Below are 18410 nucleotides of genomic sequence, written 5' to 3' on the forward strand. Positions count from 1 at the left end.
GTTAGAAGCGTCAAGGATGGACGAATCTATTTAGGCATGAAAGAAAAAATCCACGTCTTTTAGTTAGACGTGGATTTAGGAATATGATCAGCTACTAATTTTCAATTATGCCAATATAGAACGGACATTGCGTAGAACTGATTTCATAAATTCAGAGGTTGGTTCGGCATGCCCCGCAATTTGGATACGTCGTTGCCGCACATCAAGACTCTTCAACTGATCCGTCAAAACAACACCTGAAAATGGCAGCTCTTCTGGTAGTGTAACTTCAAAAGGATAATCCTTGGCTTGGCTCGTTATGGGACATACAACGGCAAAACCCGTTATTTCATTGAATTCAAGTTCCGATAGAACAATAGCCGGTCGTCTCCCGGCTTGCTCGTGACCCGCTTGAGGATCAAAGTCAAGCCATATCAGATCGCCTCGTTTGGGAATAATCAAAGTAACTCTTTCCCTTCGGTACCAAAGTCTATTTCTTCATGTCTTGTATCCTGTTTCACTTTAGAGAGCAAAGTCTTTAGATGGTTACGTAGTTCCTCATTGGACTCTACAGGCTTGGTTTTTGGACGCAACAACAATTCATTATCTTCTGTCACCAAAATCTCGATTTCCGAGCCTTCTTCCAGATTAAGACGCTTAAGCAATTGGTTAGGAATGCGAATTGCACTGCTATTTCCCCATTTGCTAAGTGTGGCTGTAGTCATGGCAATCCCACGCCTTTCGTTTGATTGATGCTCCAATTATACCTCACCTCCCTACAGTTGTATATCTATATGATATACATGAAACAATAAAAGGATACATTGTATTCAATCATAATATGGATCTGGTCGATAATCGAAGTTTCGGTCATGTCTTGATCTCCTTCTCTTTATGTACAGGATGGTGAAGAAGCTAGTGATAGTTTTATCACGCTATAATTGGAAGCATTTTCAGAGGATTATATCATTGCTTCGTTATCCAGTTCTGTATTAAGTGTCAATGAATCCATGCAACCCTTATGTACGGGTAAACATATTGCTGACGTACGTACTGAAAAGGCCTTTCATGTGAGTTTTGACAAGCTCTATTCGCTATTGTTACTCTTTGTACAGGAGTGTTTCTTTTATATATAAAAAAGATAGATTCATGGAGGGAAAGCATGACAGAATGGATCACGCAATTTATACTCTTCTTTAAAGATTTGTCATACGCAGGTCTCGTCATTGCCTTGTCGTTTGAATTCGTACCCGCTGAACTTGTACTGCCCATGGCGGGATATTGGGTGTATCTGGGGGATATGAAACTGTGGCTGGCAATTCTGGCTGGTACCGTAGGCGGAACGTTCGGACCTCTGACATTGTATGCCCTGGGACGATACGGCGGCAGACCGATGGTCGAAAAATTCGGCAAGTATTTCTTGATTCGCCCCCATCATCTGGACGCTTCCGATAAGTTCTTCGAGAAATATGGCAGCGGGGTAGCTTTCTATGGACGTTTTGTACCCGGTATTCGGACCGTGATCTCCATCCCATGTGGTATGGCGAAGATGAATGTGTTTAAATTCAGTCTCTTTACATTCTTGGCCATGCTTCCGATCACCTCATTGTACATCTACTTAGGCTTCAAATTAGGCTCTCAATGGGAGCATGTGGATGAGATTGTTAAGCCTTATATCGTTCCGGCAGCGGTGGTTTTCTTGGGCGCATTTGGATTGTATGTGCTTCTGAAACGTTGGAAAAGAAGAACGGCTTTGAACAAGTCATAGGTTTTGCTAAGGAAATGCGGACTGTATAGTAGAGTAACTGGTATTTGATAAAAAAATCCTTACTCTACATGACCTGTGGTTATGATTTGTTAAGTTACTAGTGATAGATGATATACCGTACTAATCTACTCGTATATTCATATGCAAAGCCCCACCGATCATGGCGATCCGTGGGGCTTTATCATTTCAATTGATAACTATATCAGTTCCTGCCTTCGCTTCAAATACACATACAACACTACGCCAGATGCCGCACAGATCACAGCGCATAGACCGATGAATCCATATCCCGCCTGAAGTCCACGCAGCAGCCCCAACTGAGTCGTTGGACCGTACATATTCTTCACGCCTTCAATGACCCAGCCAATCACATAGTTACCGATGACACTACCGACGCCCATGAGGGTAACCGTGAACGTAATCGCGGTGTCACTGCCGTTCGGATATCTGCGTGCGATAAACGCCATAACGGTCGGATAGATCATCGCAATACCTGCCCCCGATACAGCAAAGAAGAACGCAAGTTCCTCCCCGCCCCCAATCGCCAGGAATGTACATACCGCCGAGAAAGCAGAGAAAAGAATGAGCGATAGCACAAATCCGATTCGGTCCGTCAGTGGACCAAGCAGCAGACGTCCCAGCGAGAAGCTGAGGAAGAACGCAGACAGGAGCCCAGATGCTTTGACCGTGTCCCAGGTGTAGGCTTTCTCCAGAAAGTTAACGAGCCAACCTCCAACCGCCAGTTCAGATACCACGCCAAAAGAAAGAATGAGCACCATCAGCCAGATGGCTGGATCACGTGTTAACGTCTTGAGCGAAGTCCGATCTTCATGAGGAAGATCGTCACCCGGGAATTTGCTGCGCAGCGCCGCAATGATCGGCAGCAGACAGAGTGACAACATCACGAGATACATGCCTCGCCAGTCCAGTACGTGTCCGAACACGCTCAACGACATCACCCCAGTCGCCAGCAAAGGCGCTACCGTTGAACTTAACCCATAGAAGAAATGGGACAGGTTCATCATCGTACCTGTGTTTTTCACAAAGATCCGCGCACCCAGAATCGCCAAAGCAATCTCGAGCATGCCGTTACCGATGTACATGAAGAAGTACGATGAAGCAAAGAGTGGATAGGTATGAGACACATAAATGAACACACCCGAGAGGATCATTGATGCAAACGATATGATGCTAACCGCCTTGATGCCCCATTTGCGAACCAGAATAGCCGTGAAGGAGCAGGCGATCAGGTAGCCTAGTGCGTTCAGGGACAATAACGTCCCGAGCTGTTTCTCATCCAGATTAAAGTCGAATTGAATGCGCGGAATGGCCGGGCCCTTAATATTTTCCGATATGCCAAAAACGATAAATCCAAGAAAGATCGTTGCCAGCTGCATGGCGTACAGCTTGTTGAACTTTCGTTTGTTCCCTTGCGTACCTGCTTGCTGATTCAAAATAAGTTCCTCCATTGTGTTCAGGAAAATGATTGCACGTTATAACTACGATTACAGTACCATCTTCCGACCGCTGTTATCCCTGTATTTTTTTGAATCGTTCCTAAAGGTGAAAATACAGGGATAAAGGCGTTCTTCAGATTGGTTCTGCCCTCTCCGTTATCGTGTCAATGATTTGTACATATGAAATAGGAAACATAGTTAAGCATTATTCCTAAAAATAGAATACTTGTAAAAGTTCCTTTGTCCTTTACCACTGCTTCTCAATCACCTGAATGCGGTAGGTCAGGCTCTCCAGCGTCACCGCGACCAACCCCGTAACATATTCGCGCCGAGTGTCTCTCTGGATGATCAACTCCGGCATATGCTCCAGTGGAATCATTCGATCCAGACAACCTTGCGTCAAGCCATCCCGCATAGCCGGGTCCATCGTATCCCCTGTAACCACAATCGTAGCCGGGTTAATAATCGCGATGATGGATACCAGCGTCTGTACGACCAGTTCCTGCAACCCTTCCACCGTTTTCAACATTCGCAACTGCTCTTCTCGTGACACGCCAAAAGGTAAGAAGGACACCTCGCCCCCAAATTGCGTATTCCCGGTCAGCGGACGACCATCAATGATAAAGCCTGCACCTGGAAAATGGTTCTCCGGAAAAGTCACCACCGCAAAGTTCTTCTCTTCCTCAAATTGCTGCTGGTTATACAGCCCGTAGACTGTCAGGTTCATGTCGTTGCCAATGACCACTTCCACGTCTTCATATTGTTCCTTAAGCCTTGGCCCGAGTGGCTGATACATCAACTCCGGTACATCACAGATCCCAATAACGCCGTTGTGCGCCACCCCAGGTATACCAATACCAATCGCCTGCACATTGTGGTGTTGTTCGATCAGGTTTGAAATTAGATTCTCTACTACCGGGACATTAATCTCATCCAAAAAGAGTGTCTGTTCGTCCGCCATCTCTCCGTTCAGATTGGCATATGTATGTGTGATCGAGTGAATGCCGCCCTCCGTTCGAATAATCAGGCACAGTACACTGGCGTAGTCCGCATTGAATTGATACCGACTCGCCGGTCTCCCCCCGCTCGATTCATCCGGACCCAGATCAATAATCTCACCCGTTTGGAGCAATTCGTTCAGGATCGTGCCACATGTAGCTACGCTGAGTTTGGTTAGGTTCGCAATGGAAGCCTTCGTGCCTACGCCCATGGATCTGAGAGTGTTCTTCACAAGTTCAACGTTGATCCGCTTCACCTGTTGGGTGTTGTGTGATGTGGGTAACATGGTTAGTTATATGCCTCCTTTCGTTCATTCCGAACCATTCAATGAATGTTTTTAAAAGTATTTTAATAATTGAAGTGTAGGGGGATTTGGGAGAAAAGTCAATGCTACATTGGGAGCGAAAAACGTTTGGATGGACAGACAAAAAGACAGTTCAAGATCATCTTGTGTGATCCTGCACTGTCCTTTAGTTGAGGTGGTTTTATGTAGACTGGCTAATTTGATTTGCCAAGATGCTCTTCTCCAGCCGGACTTCAAATAACTTGCGGTTTAGATCCTGTTCCATGGAATGAAGGTGAAATGCTGCTTGTTTCACCGTGTCCATGTCTAACACACCTGCCTGCTTTGCGATGATGTCCATGGCATCGAGGATGAGTTTGTTGCATGTGACCAGTTGGTTAACGTAATCGTCTTCTTGTTGAACAAGTTGTGCGTACTGCAAAGCGAGGTCTTCGCTGTTGGTACTTGTCATGTCACCACCCCTAAAATTGGTACGCATAAGAGTACCAGATATACAAAAAGTATATGGTACGCTCATGCGTAACGTCAAGACCATATGGAAATTTTAGGAGTGATACTCATGGCAAAGAAAGTCGTTGTCAATATTCACAAACTTACGGAAAAACACAATATCTCGTTGCGTGAACTAGCACGATTGTCTGACATTCGCCACGCCGCTTTGAGTGAGTTGCAGTCTGGGAAGCGAGAGAATATCAACTTTGCTCATATTGAGCGGATTGCTGAGGCGTTGGGTATTGACGACATACGGGAGATTATTGAGATTCGAAATGTATGATGTAAAATTTTATAGTATTAATTCACTTATGATACATTTGAATCTAACAAAACAAGTTCATATATCGAAAATCCAATTTTTTCTATGAAATCGATAACTTCAGTTACATCCTGTTCACTTATTGGTTGCCTTTGTAACAAACTGCTCGAATAATCACCTTCATGAACGATTTGGTTACGTCTAATAGAAATATTTTTCAATTGTATCTTAGTAAAATTTTCTTCCAAATTTAATTTTTCCGATATTTTTTTCCATTTATGAGGCTCTTCCCAAATATTTGATAGTGCATCGCTAATTTTCTCAGGTTCTTGAAAGGATAAGAACCCATGTTTATGTGTAATTTGTTGTTCTAACAATATACTAGCAGTAGTAGGATTCTGAATCATTTGAGAATGGACATCAATAGTTAATCCAAAAGAAAGGAATTTCTTTGTAGGTTTACGGCTATTAAAGAAACTCTCCTGCATCCCTACTCTTACTAAATCATGTATTAATTTGTCTAATGCTGAAACTGATTGAGCCCACTGCCATCTTAGTAAATCTGAATAATCATATGGAGGTTTAATCACATTCTCCAAATAATTATATAATGCATTAGTATTTCTAGTATCTTCTATAATTGACTGGAACAACGCTAATGATTTAATCATTTGACAATCTCTATTATATAATTAGCTAAATTTTTAAATATCTGATCGAATCTGTCTCTATTAATAGCCATTTGATCTAATACCTGTCCACTCTCTCCTATCTGCTCATTCGTCAGTGCAAACACAGGGACATAATGAGTATTTGCCTTCTGAATCAAAGAACCAAATTCGGATATTTCAGCTAAACAATAATCGTTTATTCTCCCTTGGCTAATAAGTTCACTGAGGTCGTATACCATTGAGTGTTTCAATAGTTCCGGTACCAAATCTTTTTCAGTATATTCTCTAATTTCATCTATTTTACCTTGGTATGGACGGGCTGCTTTTTGTTTTCTTATATTAAATCTTTGGATTACCTCACCTATAAACTTCATTTCTGCATCAGGGAGGGGATATGAAGCTTCTTTGAATAGTTCTCTAGATTGAACAGCCCATTTTTTCCATCTTGGTAAAATATTTTTTAAAGTTCTAAGTGCCATAATAGAAAAAGGGTCAGGGTTAGTTGGAATAATAAAACCATCAGATGACATAAATAAAGTTTGATTTATTGCACTTAAACCAGGATTCATATCAATCAGAACATAATCAATTTCATATTTTTCTGAACATAATCTAATAAGTTCATAAAACGATCCTGGAAGATTTTGCAAAGTCGATATTGCATTGTTACTATTCAAAGCCAAACTCAGAGATGGATCATACTCAGACAAATCCATATGACCAGGGATAATATGTAATTTATTGTTCGTTTCTGGAATATAGCAATCAATTGCTGTTATTGGTTTCGGCTTCCCTTCAAAAGCTACTTTTACAGAATCCTTTAAGTTTAAATTTTTAGTGGTTTCATCTGTGTAATACTGCTCAAATGATTCTCCTAAAAGCAAACTTGTAAGGTTACACTGAGGATCTGCATCCACTAATAAAACTTTTTTACCTAAGTCTGTTAATTTCCATCCTAAATTATAGGTGGTCGTTGTTTTGCTGACACCGCCCTTGTGGTTAAACATTGTAATAATCTTAGCTTCCATTCCTACACCTCATTTTATATATTTGTATTCATAACCATCATACTATGAATTATAAACTTTAGGGGTTCAAACTAAAAAATAAAGGTTATATTTTACAATTCGTTAAACAATGTCGACCGCATTCAACTTGTATGCCTGCTTTGTAGAACATCCGGTTACCTTTAAAGAATTGTCATCGTTAGATACCTTTATTCGAGAATATCCCCCTTAAAAGGTTGCATTCGTAAAACGACACTGATAATATTTTATGATCTCCTTTTGAAAATATCGCATGTTTTTCAACGAAGCAATATTCCCTCATCTCCCATTTGACAACCCCCACAAAAAATTCTATCCTAATAACGAATCACCTATTCACTATTAAGGAGTCGTTCCCGATGGTGCAAGCCAAGAAAGACGAAGTCAGGAAAGAGATCGAATACGCGGCGCTCAAGGTCTTTTTTGAAAAGGGCTATGTGGATGCCAAGATGAGCGATATCGCGGATGAGATCAATATTTCCGTGGGCAACATCTATACTTATTTTAAGAACAAGAAAGAACTATTCTACGCCGTTGTGCCGCCGGATCTGGTGGATTATTTGAAAAATGTGCTGGTGGAGACCATTCACTTTGATAACCAGACCTTGTTCGAGGAAACGGATAGCGAGCGAAAGTCAGCACTGTTGCAGGAACAGGTGGATGTATTACGTAAATACCGGAATCAGATTGTGATCATCTTCGAAAAGAATAAAGGCACCATCTACACCAACGCCAAGAACGAACTTGTCGAGCTGATGATCGAAACCAAGAAGGCCTACCTCAAGAATCAATATAAACGGTATGAGATTGGCACTGAGGAGAACTTGATCTTACTGAACATCCTCGCACACAACGTCATCGACATGAATCTGGATCTATTGAAGCGGGATATGAGTGAGGACAGCCGGAAGCAAATCTTTGAAGCGTTGTATGTATACAGACTATACGGCATGAAGAGCCTCAACGAATAACGCTCCACCTCATCATTTATGCCGGATAGCCAAAGCGTGCAGATCAGATCCAATTCACTTGGTTTGCACGCAAAAAAACATCTAACATTAAGTCGCTATATTTTTTTGATTTAAAAATGAATTAATTATTCATTTTTAAGTTGAATGTTACCATTTACCAAACTATTTAAGTTGAACCTACATTTACACGATAACGGAGAGGACAGAAATAACCAGAGGAAGCGAAGCGTTCGCATTTATCACCGGATTTCCCCTAATAAGAGAGTATCAAAAAAATCTGGGGATACCAGCGATCCGAAGGTTGTTCTGTCATCGGAGTGATAAGTGTACATACCCATCATTCAACTTATATAGTTTCACCCACCATTCTAAGGAGGAACACAATATGAACACCGCTTACGCATTGAAAAACGTCCATCTGATCCACGGAGATCTGAACCGCAATCTGCAAAAAAACATGACCATTCTCGTCAATGAAGAAGGCCTTATTCAGGATATCGGCAAAGAAAATGAACTGCTTATCCCTAGTCACTACACAACAATCGACCTCTCAGGGAAATACGTAATGCCAGGACTAATCAACGCCCACGTACACCTCTTTGCAGATGGTAAACCATTCAGACTGTCTGCCAGCGAAGGTATGTTGAAGTTCGCATATGATCGGATATTGAACACGAAGTTCGGCAGAAACGTATTGAAAAAACGCATGAAACGCAATGCGCTAACTGCACTCCATGCGGGTGTGACAACGATGCGCAGCGTGGGAGAATTCTTTTACACGGACGTCCAGCTGCGGGATGAGATTAACAACGGTGACTTTGTCGGCCCTAATCTGCTTGTCTCCGGATTTTTCCTAAGTGTCACTGGCGGACATGGTGCTCCATTTCTGGCTCTGGTGGGCGACTCTCCGTGGGAAGCACGAAGAAATGTACGGATCAATGTGAAACACGGCGTGGATCTGATCAAAATCTGTGTTACGGGTGGCGTGACGGATGCGAAGATGGTCGGCGAAGCTGGACGTTTACAGATGACGGTGGACGAAGTTGCGGCGATCTGCGATGAAGCGCATAAGATTGGTTTGCGGGTGGCAGCTCATGTGGAAAGCACGGAAGGCGTAAGAGTTGCTTTAAAAGGTGGCGTCGATACCATCGAGCACGGTTCGGAGATGGACGACGAAATCATTCGTTTGTACAAAAATAATCCCAATGCCCTGAATGGCTACACCGCACTCATCCCCACACTGCAAGCCGCTTATCCCTCCGCTTCACTGGATACCAGCGTAACGAAGGTAAGTGCAACGGTAAAAGAGAATTCCAAACTCGTCTACGGTTCCATGCTTAAGGGCGTCAAGCAGGCGATCGAAAACGACATCACCATAGGAATAGGCACTGATGCCGCTATGCCTTATGTGACTCACTATGATATGTGGAGAGAGATGGACCATTACATGAGACAGGCCAACCTGAACAACAAACAGGTCATCGACATGGTGACTCGAACCAATGCGAAGATTCTCGGTGTTGACGATGTTACAGGGACGGTCGATATCGGGAAACATGCCGATCTGATTATCATGGAGCAAAATCCGCTTGAACATATCGAAACCTTGTCAGACATCTCTATGGTCATGGTCAAAGGAAATCTAATTCAAACACCATCTGTCACAAGAATCAAAGAGGTGGATGAAGTGCTTGATTCTGTGTGGTGAGAGCGATTGGGGCCAACAAGCTCATCATTGCCTTTACGCCCTCATTCAACAAAAACATGACCACCCGTTAGATGAGTGGTCATGTTCCTCTTACAATGTTCCAGCTTTTTTCTTGATTCGTATCAATGCACTGCGTGTTATTCTAGCATCGTGGTACACAGCGAAGGCTTCGCTGAAATAGTTCAAGTAATCGGACTCGTGGGATTTGGGGGATAGAATAATCATTTTGCGTGCCAATTCGTCACGGTATAGTTCAAATACTTTGGCTTTCCTGCTCTCGTCCAAGGCACTGTCGAATTCATCCAGCATAATGTAGCCCGGATTCGCGTCAATGGTTTTCATGAGTGCCAGCGCAAACAGCAACGAACCTAGCGATTCCTCGCCGCCGGATACACCCTTCCCAACCTTGCCGCTTCGGCCCTTCATGCTGATCTCTTCCAGTGTGCCCCGATGCCCTTGCTTGCGTGCTTTAATATGCAGGAAATACTTGACGTTCCCCTGCTTCTGCTCCTGCATATCCCAGCTGACTTCACCATCGAAGGAGAACTTGTCCATATACTGAACAAAGCGCAGATGAATTCGTCTTACTTCATAATGAATGGTATTCATCAGCTTTTCCTCCAAGTCCTCCAGACTCTCTTCGAGCTGCTGCAAAAGCGAACGCGCCTCCAGCACCTCCTGTGCTCCACGGTCATATTCCTGCTTCACTTTCTCATAATTTTCAAGTGCATTCTCATCTACCGTTTCTCTGCAAGCAAGCTGCAATTGCGTTAAAGCCATTTCCTTCTCATGTCGAGCTTCTGCTTCATTCCAATGCATCTTGACCGGAAAGTCCGGTTGCTCTTCTGTAATAGCTACCAATACAGAGGGAAGCTGATCTGCCCAATTCAGATAAAATTGTTGTTCAGCCACATAAGCTTGCTCCGCCACACCACAACGCTCGCTAACCTGCTGCTTTTCCAGCTTCAGATCATCCAGAACCCGATTGGTTGCTGTGATAAATTGCGCTTTTTCCCGAAGTCTTCGGGCCGTAGATTCCAGCGTACGCTCCAACTGATCGCTCTCCGCCAGTTTGTCCTCCAACTCGCGCTCTAGCAGTTTAAGGTGTGACTTGCCACTTTCCAGTTCATGCCCCAATTGCCGGAGACGTTCCAGTTCCACATTCTGATCACGGGCTTCGTGATAAATGGTCATGTATTCTTGCAATGTCTGAATCTTTAACCGCAGCATCACAATAGGCTGACTTAATGCCTCTTGCTCCAGTTGGAGCTGATCACGCTTCTCTTTCCATCGTTGGAGTTCATGAATTGTACGTTCCCACTCCTGCTTGGCCCAATCTCTTCGAGCCACATCCGCGATCACACCCTCGGCCGTACGAATCTGTTGATGTATGGATCGAATCGACGTCAAACGTTCTTCGCATGTATCATACTGCTGATGGATATCCTCCAGACGCTGTTCCAGCTTGAGCACTTCTTCATCCGTTTGTCTGATTCGTAGAGCAACGCCCCGCGGATTAAGCAGCCACTGCTCTTTTTCCTGCGCTCCCCGGCGGCCCCATGAATCCAGAAGCTGTCCGTCCTGTAAACCTGGTTTATGTTCTGTCACTTGCGAATGCAGCGTATGAATCCACCACAGGGCTTTCTGCGCAGCCGCATATCGTATATCATCCAGTCCCTGCTTGACCCTCAAACCCTGCTCCTCCAACACATCGAGCGCTTTTTCGGGTACAACACTTGGCAATTCGACGTGATACAGATCAGTTGGCGCTCGGAATCCTCTACCATTCACAAACAACGTATATTTGATCGGCTCCAGCCTTTTTTCCAGTTCCAGTGGCGAATGTTCATCCATCTCAAGCAGATCCCTTAACGTATACACCGTGAGTCCCCGCTCTTCCAATCTGCGAATCGATGTATCTTGTCTAATGCTTCTGACTTCATCCCGAGTTAATGCTTGTCTCTCCTTACGGAGTAATTGCAGCGTATCTTCAAGCTTGCGCCGTTGATCCTGTAATTCAATTCGTTTCTTCTCTAACTGCTGCGCTTCCAGCTCCAGACTGCTGCTTGCGCCATACTGCGCAACCATCGCTTCTGCTTCTGTTAAATTGATCTCATGTTGCCTGAGTTCATAATCAAGCTTGGCCGAAACCTTCGTTAGCGCATCCCACTTTTCATCCGCATGAATATGCGCCTGTTTCTTTTCTATAAGTTCTTGCTCCAGCCGATTCAGTTCAGCTTGATGGGTTCGCAGTCGTTCTCTTACCTCTGCTTCTGCATAGGGTACATTCTGAATGCGCTCTTGCAGTTCCTGTAACTGATCCGCTAACTTTCGGTGCTCCAGCACCCGTGCATCATGTTCTTCGTTAAGGTGATTCATCTGGCTCTCCAACTCATCCAGTACACAATCCATGGCTTCTTTTTCCTGAGTGCGTTGCTTCATTTCCTCGTCATAACGTTTATGGTCGCTCTCCAGCTTCATCCATTTATCTATTTCCTCACCGTGACGATCCTCGATCTCTTCCAGCTTGTCCTTCAGCCTGAGATATTCCTGTTCATATTTCTCACGGAGTGTGGCAGAAGCCGTTAACGTAAGCCGCAGACCAAGTAAGCGCCGTTCATTACGGCTGAGTAAACGCTCCTTCTCCTGCTGCCAATTGCCCAAATTCAGCTTGTGTTGATGCTGGTTGCTTTCCGCGGTCTGTAACGCTTGCTGCGCCTCTTTTTGTTCTTCTTTTACACTCTCCCAATGCTTCTGCATCCGGTCAATACCTGTCATTTCGCTGAAGATACGGAATCGTTCCTCCGGACGCATCACCGCGAACTGATTCACGTCCTGCTGATACCAGATGAGATAAAACGTATCCGGGTCAACTTTGTACTTATGTTGCAATTGATGTCGATATTCATGTAAATGGTTGGTGCTATCACCTGCGACATAGCGAGTTTCCTTATGCCAGTTCCACGCTTCTTCACCTTCGTATATCCAAAACTCTTTCTTAACGGGATCTCCAGGTTTTTGCTCCATATTAAGCCGAAAGCCAACATAATCGGCAGCTTCCACTTGATGATTGCCCACATTCTCAAACACCAGTTCAATCGTTGCTCTCCATACCTGATCAGGCGGCAAGTTACGGGAACGTAAACCATCTGGCAGTACCTTTTGAGAGGCCAGCACAGCCCCCATGCAAAAGCTGATTGTCGATTTACCCGATCCATTCGGTCCACCAATTAGAACATGATCTTGCCTGTCACCCAGTTCAAGCTGTATGTCCACAAAATCCCGAATGCCGCTAAAACGAATGGCCCAAGGATTCATGAGTCTGCACCTGCCGTCAAGTTGTAACGTTTGAAAAACTTCAGCACATCATCCATATGAAGCTGCTGGGAATGGCTGAATTCGGCAAACCGTTTCAAATACGAATCCGAGAACAAACGACTTCCGATCGTCGTCAGCGCATACGCTTCCTCGTTAGAGGGATTCTCGTATTTCACAACTGCTCCCAGTTTCATCAGCGTATCCAGGTTCATCAGAATTTTACGCCGCACATCCAACGATTCATGCCCAAAAGCTTCGAGCAACTGAGCAAATAACGTATATTCATTCTGTAAAACCTCCTGATGATAAAAAATGAACATCAACAGCGCAAGGCTTTCAGATGAAAGCAAATCTCTGGCCTGTCTGGCAGGAACATGAATCAGGGCCACGATCCGGTCTCTGCGCTCATCATAGACGACCTGAAAGTAACGACTGATGGCTTGGTTTACCCTTTTCAAAAAGGAAATGAGTCCTTGCTCATCCTCTTGCTTTAACTTCAATATCTTCATCAACTCACGCTTGGACAATCCAAAACTGTCACTTCGCACGGATGCTGAAGAAGAAAACATAATCTGCACAAACGCATATTCCTCATCCGGGCTCAGTACCGCGGTCAGTCGTTCCATCGCCCCCAGTGGAAGCTGACTGTGTGTCTCCTCCAGTTCGTCGAACGGCATATTTACCCCTTCCTTTCTCTACAATTTCCCAGTCTATGTCCTGTTTTGTTACTTCAGTTATAATATTTGAATTTACATCCGTATCCTCATCAATTGCCGCCTTTTGAGCACCGGTTAGTGCCGCGACAGCCAACAACGCATTGACTGCATCTGACCAATGCTGCGATCCCGCCTCGAATATCAGCTCCTGTAATCCCAAACGCTCTTTCTCCTCCAATACACGCTCCACTTCATCCGTTCGAATGTTCGTCTTGGTCATATGCCACTCCACTTCCTGCAACCTGGCTTGCAATTCCTCTTCGGTCCACTCCTCTGCTTGTATATACTGCGGCTCTGCATATTCATTAACAGGTTCCGTTGAAGGAACATAATTCTCCAGATAGTTCACGGTATCGGCCAGTTGACGGTTGGAGATGTGAGAAGCAAATTGAACCGGAACCCACATGCCGTCCAGTCTCTCGCCAGGAATACGGTCCTGCTCCAGAAAGCTCAAAATCTCATGACCACTTGGTAATTCGGAATCCGAACGCTTGAGAAACGATTGAATAATAAATTGACGAATCGCTTGTGGAGATATCTCTTGTCCAACTTCCGTTTGTTGTAGATGCGAAAATTTCAGAAACTTGTTCAACGTACCCATTGATACTTGAGTCCCCTCGAACATTACTTCCGTCCCCCGCTTCAAAATCGGCGCAAAGCTAAAACCTTCTTCAAATGTAGAAAACCGTTCCAGACGTTCATCCATCCGGGCATTTAATTCCTGCATAAGCTCTACAATAATCTGAATCTGCGGCAGCGCATGTCGATCAGCGAGAAATTCCAGTTGGCGTTCTTTCAATTTGTCTACAGCATCTTCAACATTACGAATCATGCTTGCAAGCCGATTACCTCCCGAAATGCCTTTGTCGTCATAAGCCTCACTCAGGTCCGCATCTCGCTTGGCCTGAAACAAGGAACGGGCAATTTCATCCTGCATGTAATACGCGAGTGAATCATTGGCAAGCCGGATGAGCATGTCCATCATGCGTTTTCCCGCATCCATCATCGTCAAGCGTTTCTTGCCGCGAATGATCCAGTTATATTTTTGCAACACATGCAACAGACGCTCCATCGGAATATTCGGCTCAGTTCCATAACGATTCCGAAAGCGATAAAACAAAGCCTCCTGATCCTCCAATGGCTCGTCCAGTCCAAGGGCTTCACGCTGAATCAGATTCAACATTTTCAGAACCTCCAACACTTTCAGCGGCTCCTCGAAATATTCACGGAGTTCGGTTAACACACCCGCCAGCTTGACGATATCCCTTAATGCTTCCTTTTGCAGATGGTCAGGGGTATCTGCGCCCAGAATCGAGATCATACTGCCAACCAACTCATCCAACGCTCCATACCTCCCATCTCGGCTTCCTGTTCTCCAGCGTGCCCGAGAGCAAGCCTTTTCTCCATTTCGATCTCAAAAGACGTCCAACTGTGGACTTCACCTTGAAATTTCTCCCATTGATTGGCAGACGGGATCGGAAGAATCCATTTTGCACTTAAAGCTGTGTGAGACTTCAACAGGGATTGCACATTTTTGGAGATAACGAACCCCGCATCATCGACGTCACACCAGACCACCACTTGCTCCAAGTGATTGGAATGTGTCAGCACATCAGCAATAAACTTGCGGTGTCCGCTTCGTAGTTGACCATCTATGCCCAGCACCAAACTGTCTGAACGCGTCAAAAAATCAGGCTCTGCTACCATTCGTGTAACAACCGCACGATTCTCCACGATCCAGAGAACACGACATGTCGTATAGAAATGAGTGCTAAATACCGTCAGATCCGTCGTAGCATGCAGGAAACCCTGTGGATACTGAAATCCACCCGTTCCGCTTAATTGACCTGCAAAATAGACAGGTGTGATCACACCTTGACTGGACAATCCGATGACATGCAACGGAAATCCGAGATTTTGCTCGAATTGCTCCAGGAAAGAGAGCTTGTGTATATCAAAACGTTTGGAACCACCGATAGTACGATAATGTCGTGCCCCAATCTCTTTCCAGTCAAAAGAGGTCTTGACGGATACAATCTCCGCAACAGCTATAACGAACTCGACATACAGTATAAGTTTCTTATGCGTCCAGGCTGAACGATCCATCTCTAAAGAGTCAGCTATTTCGTTCATGCCAGATGTTTGCTTCAATTCTGCAACGAACCTCTCCACAAAGCGCCAGAAGGCTTGGTGGTACTCATATATTTCACTTACTTTCGCTGAAACTTCTGAGGAAATGGGGGGGTCCTCTTTTACAGAATCCAGCACAGTCATTAAAGCACTGCGCCAATCCTCAACTAACACCTGGCTTTTTTCTTCTTCTTGCACCTTTTTCAGCTCCAGCAGCTGGTATAACTTGTAGCCCATCCTGTATTCACTTCGTTTTTCCGTCTTTCCATCGGATTCATACTGTACCATACGTATAATAAAACCTTGATGCAACAACGCTTGTATATCTGATTCCAGTAATCCACTTCGCTTCAAATCCGTGTCTGTTTTTCGAACACCCGTGCTGTAAAATAAATGGATTGCCCTCTCGTCTATGTCGCTAAAAGCATTTAAGCTCCGATCTTCCTCGTCCTCCATCATCATAGCCGTAATTCTAGCAACTCTTTTCCTGATTCTAGCTGATACCTGATAGACATCCAATGCATATATTATGCCAGCGTCTGTGACTGGATTCTCTTCAAGTTCCAAACCCTTTTTCAAGTAATGTTTATATATAAACTCTTTCATCTCGGGATTCATGATCCATGCTCATCCTTCATCATTAATATCTTGTATTGTTAATATAACACTGGTATAACTACATGCAAATAAAGTACGCTAAACACGAAAGCTCGAACGCTTCTTTACGAATTTGACCAACAAACACGTAAACGACATGGTGATCCGTACAAATGCGAAGATTCTAGGGACGGTATCGTTACAGGCCCCGTGATATTAGCAAACAGGCTCATGCATGTAATAACCGAGCAAATAGAGGCAAGATCCCTTCATTTTCAGTTGGATATAAAAAAGGCTATTCCCAGACGTCATACGGATGACAGGGAGAAGCCTCTTGGAACTTGTATTATTCTAACGAATTTAGGAGTGTATAATTACTTATCAATCATTCAATCCTTTGCCCTCCAGGATCGGCTGCATGTACTTCTCTATTCGTGACACTTTTGTTTTGGATTGCTTCGGTTGTGAGAAATAATAAAGATATGCCCGCTGCCGTCCGGGTGTCAGTGCTTCAAATGCATCCCGGAAAGCAGGATTCTCATCAAACTGCTGTTGAAGTTCCTCAGGAACGCTATATTCGGCAGTTTTTTTCATTTCCACTTGCAGTCCAGCCTGTTCCACTTCAATTGCTTGCTGGATATAGGCTTTGATCATAGCCTCCTGCTCCACAATCTGCTCCAGACTGGTGAAGCGAAGCTGGCGTTCTGCCTGTACATTCTCCGTTTGCTGGACCAAAATGCCGTGCGAGTCCTTCAGCAGAGCACCTTTGAAGAACAAAATAGCCACGTATTCTTTGAATCCATGGATTAAAACGATGTTTTTCCCATCCAGCATGTAACAAGGGTGCATCCATTTCATATCCTCTGTCAGTTCAAAATCCCGAATAATCTCTCTCAGCTTTGTGGACTCTTCCTTCAACGTTTTGAGTTTCTTTAGATAGCCGTCAACTTTGCGATTCCCACTTGTATCGGTCATGGAGAAATTCCTCTCTTTATCTCATGTTCTTATAGGTTCAATTGTACTGGTTTTCAGTGGATTGTACAGCGTTGCTTACAGAGCTTTTATTGACTTTTCCACTTGAATTTAAACCTTCATCGCAACAAAGACCATCCTGTTAGATGGCCTATCATTTAATCCAATCTCATCTAATAAGTTTCAATCGACAGTTCACCATACCCATAGTAAAATAATGGAATGTCTATTGCCATAATTCCAACATACGAAAGGATGATTTAAATGAGAGAGTATACAGTTGTTCCAGGTCCGAAAAATGTTCAAGTAAACCGAGGTGATACTCAGGCTGCTGTTAATTTATTTGCGGATATCATTAATCACAAAGCACAATCTGGATGGACCTATCAATCGATGGAGTCGCTATCCGTCACTGAGAAGCCCGGTTGTCTCCAGCAACCTGTTACAACGCATCATTATATGCTTATTTTCTACAGAGAGATTTAATAATAGTACAACAATCATGAGAAACTCAGAATCTGAGGAACTGATATATAATAACATGCCATCCGAAGAAGAACTTATTAGACTCTTACATACACATCATGAAGAAAACGATCCTCGAAGCAGTTTCTATATAAGAACTCATGTTATTCCAGAAATTGATTGGTTGAAGTCTTTGCTTAACGTTACACTTGCATTATTCACAGGGCTAATCATCTCTATGATCTGTTTTTATCTCTTGAATCCATTCATTCCAGTATATGCTTTGCTAAGTGCCCAGATTGTTTTCATAACAAGTATGTTTTTCATAGTTCTACGACATGTTAGAGCAATCCTGATATGGAGTATTAGAATTTATCAACGTTTTGCCCCCATTGAAGTGAGGAACAAATGTCGTTTTGAACCAAGCTGTTCTGTGTATATGATTCAAGCTATTGAGAAATACGGGGCGATTAAAGGTCTTTCCTTGGGCATCCATCGTCTTCGCAAATGTAATATCAACGGTGGAGGATATGATTATCCATAAAGCAAAAAGGT

The 18410-nt window shown here is 43.9% G+C and carries 18 protein-coding genes; 6 read left to right on the forward strand and 12 right to left on the reverse strand.

Annotated elements, in window-relative coordinates:
* Window positions 1–105: 105 nt before the first annotated feature.
* Together MKX75_RS21845 and MKX75_RS21850 are read right to left on the reverse strand one after the other, a co-directional pair.
* Window positions 106–441, reverse strand: coding sequence for a type II toxin-antitoxin system PemK/MazF family toxin (locus MKX75_RS21845; RefSeq protein WP_017687002.1), 336 nt, complete (start codon window positions 439–441; stop codon window positions 106–108).
* The gene (locus tag MKX75_RS21850) at window positions 438–740 is read right to left on the reverse strand and encodes an AbrB/MazE/SpoVT family DNA-binding domain-containing protein (protein WP_091027929.1); all 303 of its coding nucleotides are present in this window, start codon (window positions 738–740) and stop codon (window positions 438–440) included. The genes MKX75_RS21845 and MKX75_RS21850 overlap by 4 nt, the downstream gene beginning before the upstream one ends.
* A gap of 401 nt (window positions 741–1141) precedes the next feature.
* Between MKX75_RS21850 and MKX75_RS21855 the strand changes: the two genes are divergently transcribed.
* Window positions 1142–1747, forward strand: coding sequence for a DedA family protein (locus MKX75_RS21855; RefSeq protein WP_339166793.1), 606 nt, complete (start codon window positions 1142–1144; stop codon window positions 1745–1747).
* A gap of 197 nt (window positions 1748–1944) precedes the next feature.
* Here the strand turns inward: MKX75_RS21855 and MKX75_RS21860 are convergent, their stop codons facing one another.
* The 3 genes from MKX75_RS21860 to MKX75_RS21870 all read right to left on the reverse strand — a co-directional run bounded on the left by MKX75_RS21860 (window position 1945) and on the right by MKX75_RS21870 (window position 4958).
* On the reverse strand, window positions 1945–3144 hold the full coding sequence (locus MKX75_RS21860; protein ID WP_339170551.1) for an MFS transporter: 1200 nt from the start codon (window positions 3142–3144) through the stop codon (window positions 1945–1947).
* Between the two features lie 307 nt (window positions 3145–3451).
* Entirely contained in the window at window positions 3452–4489 is a 1038-nt protein-coding gene (locus tag MKX75_RS21865) for an ROK family protein (RefSeq protein ID WP_339166795.1), read from the reverse strand.
* A 199-nt stretch (window positions 4490–4688) separates the two neighbouring features.
* Complete coding sequence (locus MKX75_RS21870; protein ID WP_339166796.1) at window positions 4689–4958, reverse strand: hypothetical protein; 270 nt, start codon at window positions 4956–4958, stop codon at window positions 4689–4691.
* 108 nt (window positions 4959–5066) lie between these two features.
* On the opposite strand from MKX75_RS21870, the gene MKX75_RS21875 reads away from it, so the two are divergent.
* The gene (locus MKX75_RS21875) at window positions 5067–5282 is read left to right on the forward strand and encodes a helix-turn-helix transcriptional regulator (protein ID WP_339166798.1); all 216 of its coding nucleotides are present in this window, start codon (window positions 5067–5069) and stop codon (window positions 5280–5282) included.
* Window positions 5283–5308: 26 nt separating this feature from the next.
* On the opposite strand, the gene MKX75_RS21880 is transcribed toward MKX75_RS21875, so the two are convergent.
* A complete protein-coding gene (locus MKX75_RS21880) occupies window positions 5309–5932 on the reverse strand; it encodes a HEPN domain-containing protein (protein WP_339166799.1) in 624 nt (207 codons plus the stop codon).
* On the reverse strand, window positions 5929–6960 hold the full coding sequence (locus tag MKX75_RS21885; protein WP_339166801.1) for an AAA family ATPase: 1032 nt from the start codon (window positions 6958–6960) through the stop codon (window positions 5929–5931). Before MKX75_RS21885 ends, MKX75_RS21880 begins: the two co-directional genes overlap by 4 nt.
* 377 nt (window positions 6961–7337) lie before the next feature.
* Between MKX75_RS21885 and MKX75_RS21890 the strand changes: the two genes are divergently transcribed.
* Both MKX75_RS21890 and MKX75_RS21895 read left to right on the forward strand, forming a co-directional pair.
* Window positions 7338–7949, forward strand: a complete 612-nt coding sequence (locus MKX75_RS21890; protein WP_090809647.1) for a TetR/AcrR family transcriptional regulator — start codon at window positions 7338–7340, stop codon at window positions 7947–7949.
* A gap of 385 nt (window positions 7950–8334) precedes the next feature.
* The gene (locus MKX75_RS21895; protein WP_339166803.1) at window positions 8335–9657 is read left to right on the forward strand and encodes an amidohydrolase family protein; all 1323 of its coding nucleotides are present in this window, start codon (window positions 8335–8337) and stop codon (window positions 9655–9657) included.
* A 90-nt stretch (window positions 9658–9747) separates the two neighbouring features.
* On the opposite strand, the gene MKX75_RS21900 is transcribed toward MKX75_RS21895, so the two are convergent.
* The 5 genes from MKX75_RS21900 to MKX75_RS21920 form a co-directional block, all read right to left on the reverse strand.
* Window positions 9748–12975, reverse strand: coding sequence for an AAA family ATPase (locus MKX75_RS21900; protein WP_339166804.1), 3228 nt, complete (start codon window positions 12973–12975; stop codon window positions 9748–9750).
* Entirely contained in the window at window positions 12972–13652 is a 681-nt protein-coding gene (locus MKX75_RS21905) for a hypothetical protein (RefSeq protein ID WP_339166806.1), read from the reverse strand. Before MKX75_RS21905 ends, MKX75_RS21900 begins: the two co-directional genes overlap by 4 nt.
* Entirely contained in the window at window positions 13567–15033 is a 1467-nt protein-coding gene (locus MKX75_RS21910; RefSeq protein ID WP_339166807.1) for a hypothetical protein, read from the reverse strand. The genes MKX75_RS21905 and MKX75_RS21910 overlap by 86 nt, the downstream gene beginning before the upstream one ends.
* Window positions 15009–16439 (reverse strand): hypothetical protein, encoded by a 1431-nt coding sequence (locus tag MKX75_RS21915; RefSeq protein WP_339166809.1) that lies wholly within the window; start codon window positions 16437–16439, stop codon window positions 15009–15011. Before MKX75_RS21915 ends, MKX75_RS21910 begins: the two co-directional genes overlap by 25 nt.
* 360 nt (window positions 16440–16799) lie before the next feature.
* The gene (locus MKX75_RS21920) at window positions 16800–17393 is read right to left on the reverse strand and encodes a YdeI family protein (protein WP_339166810.1); all 594 of its coding nucleotides are present in this window, start codon (window positions 17391–17393) and stop codon (window positions 16800–16802) included.
* Window positions 17394–17654: 261 nt separating this feature from the next.
* On the opposite strand from MKX75_RS21920, the gene MKX75_RS21925 reads away from it, so the two are divergent.
* On the forward strand, window positions 17655–17876 hold the full coding sequence (locus MKX75_RS21925; protein ID WP_036617217.1) for a hypothetical protein: 222 nt from the start codon (window positions 17655–17657) through the stop codon (window positions 17874–17876).
* 295 nt (window positions 17877–18171) lie between these two features.
* Window positions 18172–18399 carry a membrane protein insertion efficiency factor YidD gene (gene yidD, locus MKX75_RS21930; RefSeq protein ID WP_339170554.1) on the forward strand — a complete coding sequence of 76 codons (228 nt, stop codon included), beginning with the start codon at window positions 18172–18174 and terminating at the stop codon, window positions 18397–18399.
* Window positions 18400–18410: the final 11 nt, after the last annotated feature.

The sequence above is a fragment of the Paenibacillus sp. FSL R5-0341 genome (assembly GCF_037975235.1).
Taxonomy (GTDB): Bacteria; Bacillota; Bacilli; order Paenibacillales; family Paenibacillaceae; genus Paenibacillus; species Paenibacillus amylolyticus_A.

Coding starts and splice junctions, on each gene's coding strand:
- MKX75_RS21855 (WP_339166793.1), top strand. CDS start 1,142: ATGACAGAATGGATCACGCAATTTATACTCTTCTTTAAAGATTTGTCA.
- MKX75_RS21860 (WP_339170551.1), bottom strand. CDS start 3,144: ATGCAGCTGGCAACGATCTTTCTTGGATTTATCGTTTTTGGCATATCG.
- MKX75_RS21865 (WP_339166795.1), bottom strand. CDS start 4,489: ATGTTACCCACATCACACAACACCCAACAGGTGAAGCGGATCAACGTT.
- MKX75_RS21870 (WP_339166796.1), bottom strand. CDS start 4,958: ATGACAAGTACCAACAGCGAAGACCTCGCTTTGCAGTACGCACAACTT.
- MKX75_RS21875 (WP_339166798.1), top strand. CDS start 5,067: ATGGCAAAGAAAGTCGTTGTCAATATTCACAAACTTACGGAAAAACAC.
- MKX75_RS21880 (WP_339166799.1), bottom strand. CDS start 5,932: ATGATTAAATCATTAGCGTTGTTCCAGTCAATTATAGAAGATACTAGA.
- MKX75_RS21885 (WP_339166801.1), bottom strand. CDS start 6,960: ATGGAAGCTAAGATTATTACAATGTTTAACCACAAGGGCGGTGTCAGC.
- MKX75_RS21890 (WP_090809647.1), top strand. CDS start 7,338: ATGGTGCAAGCCAAGAAAGACGAAGTCAGGAAAGAGATCGAATACGCG.
- MKX75_RS21895 (WP_339166803.1), top strand. CDS start 8,335: ATGAACACCGCTTACGCATTGAAAAACGTCCATCTGATCCACGGAGAT.
- MKX75_RS21900 (WP_339166804.1), bottom strand. CDS start 12,975: ATGAATCCTTGGGCCATTCGTTTTAGCGGCATTCGGGATTTTGTGGAC.
- MKX75_RS21905 (WP_339166806.1), bottom strand. CDS start 13,652: ATGCCGTTCGACGAACTGGAGGAGACACACAGTCAGCTTCCACTGGGG.
- MKX75_RS21915 (WP_339166809.1), bottom strand. CDS start 16,439: ATGAATCCCGAGATGAAAGAGTTTATATATAAACATTACTTGAAAAAG.
- MKX75_RS21920 (WP_339166810.1), bottom strand. CDS start 17,393: ATGACCGATACAAGTGGGAATCGCAAAGTTGACGGCTATCTAAAGAAA.
- MKX75_RS21925 (WP_036617217.1), top strand. CDS start 17,655: ATGAGAGAGTATACAGTTGTTCCAGGTCCGAAAAATGTTCAAGTAAAC.
- yidD (WP_339170554.1), top strand. CDS start 18,172: ATGTTTTTCATAGTTCTACGACATGTTAGAGCAATCCTGATATGGAGT.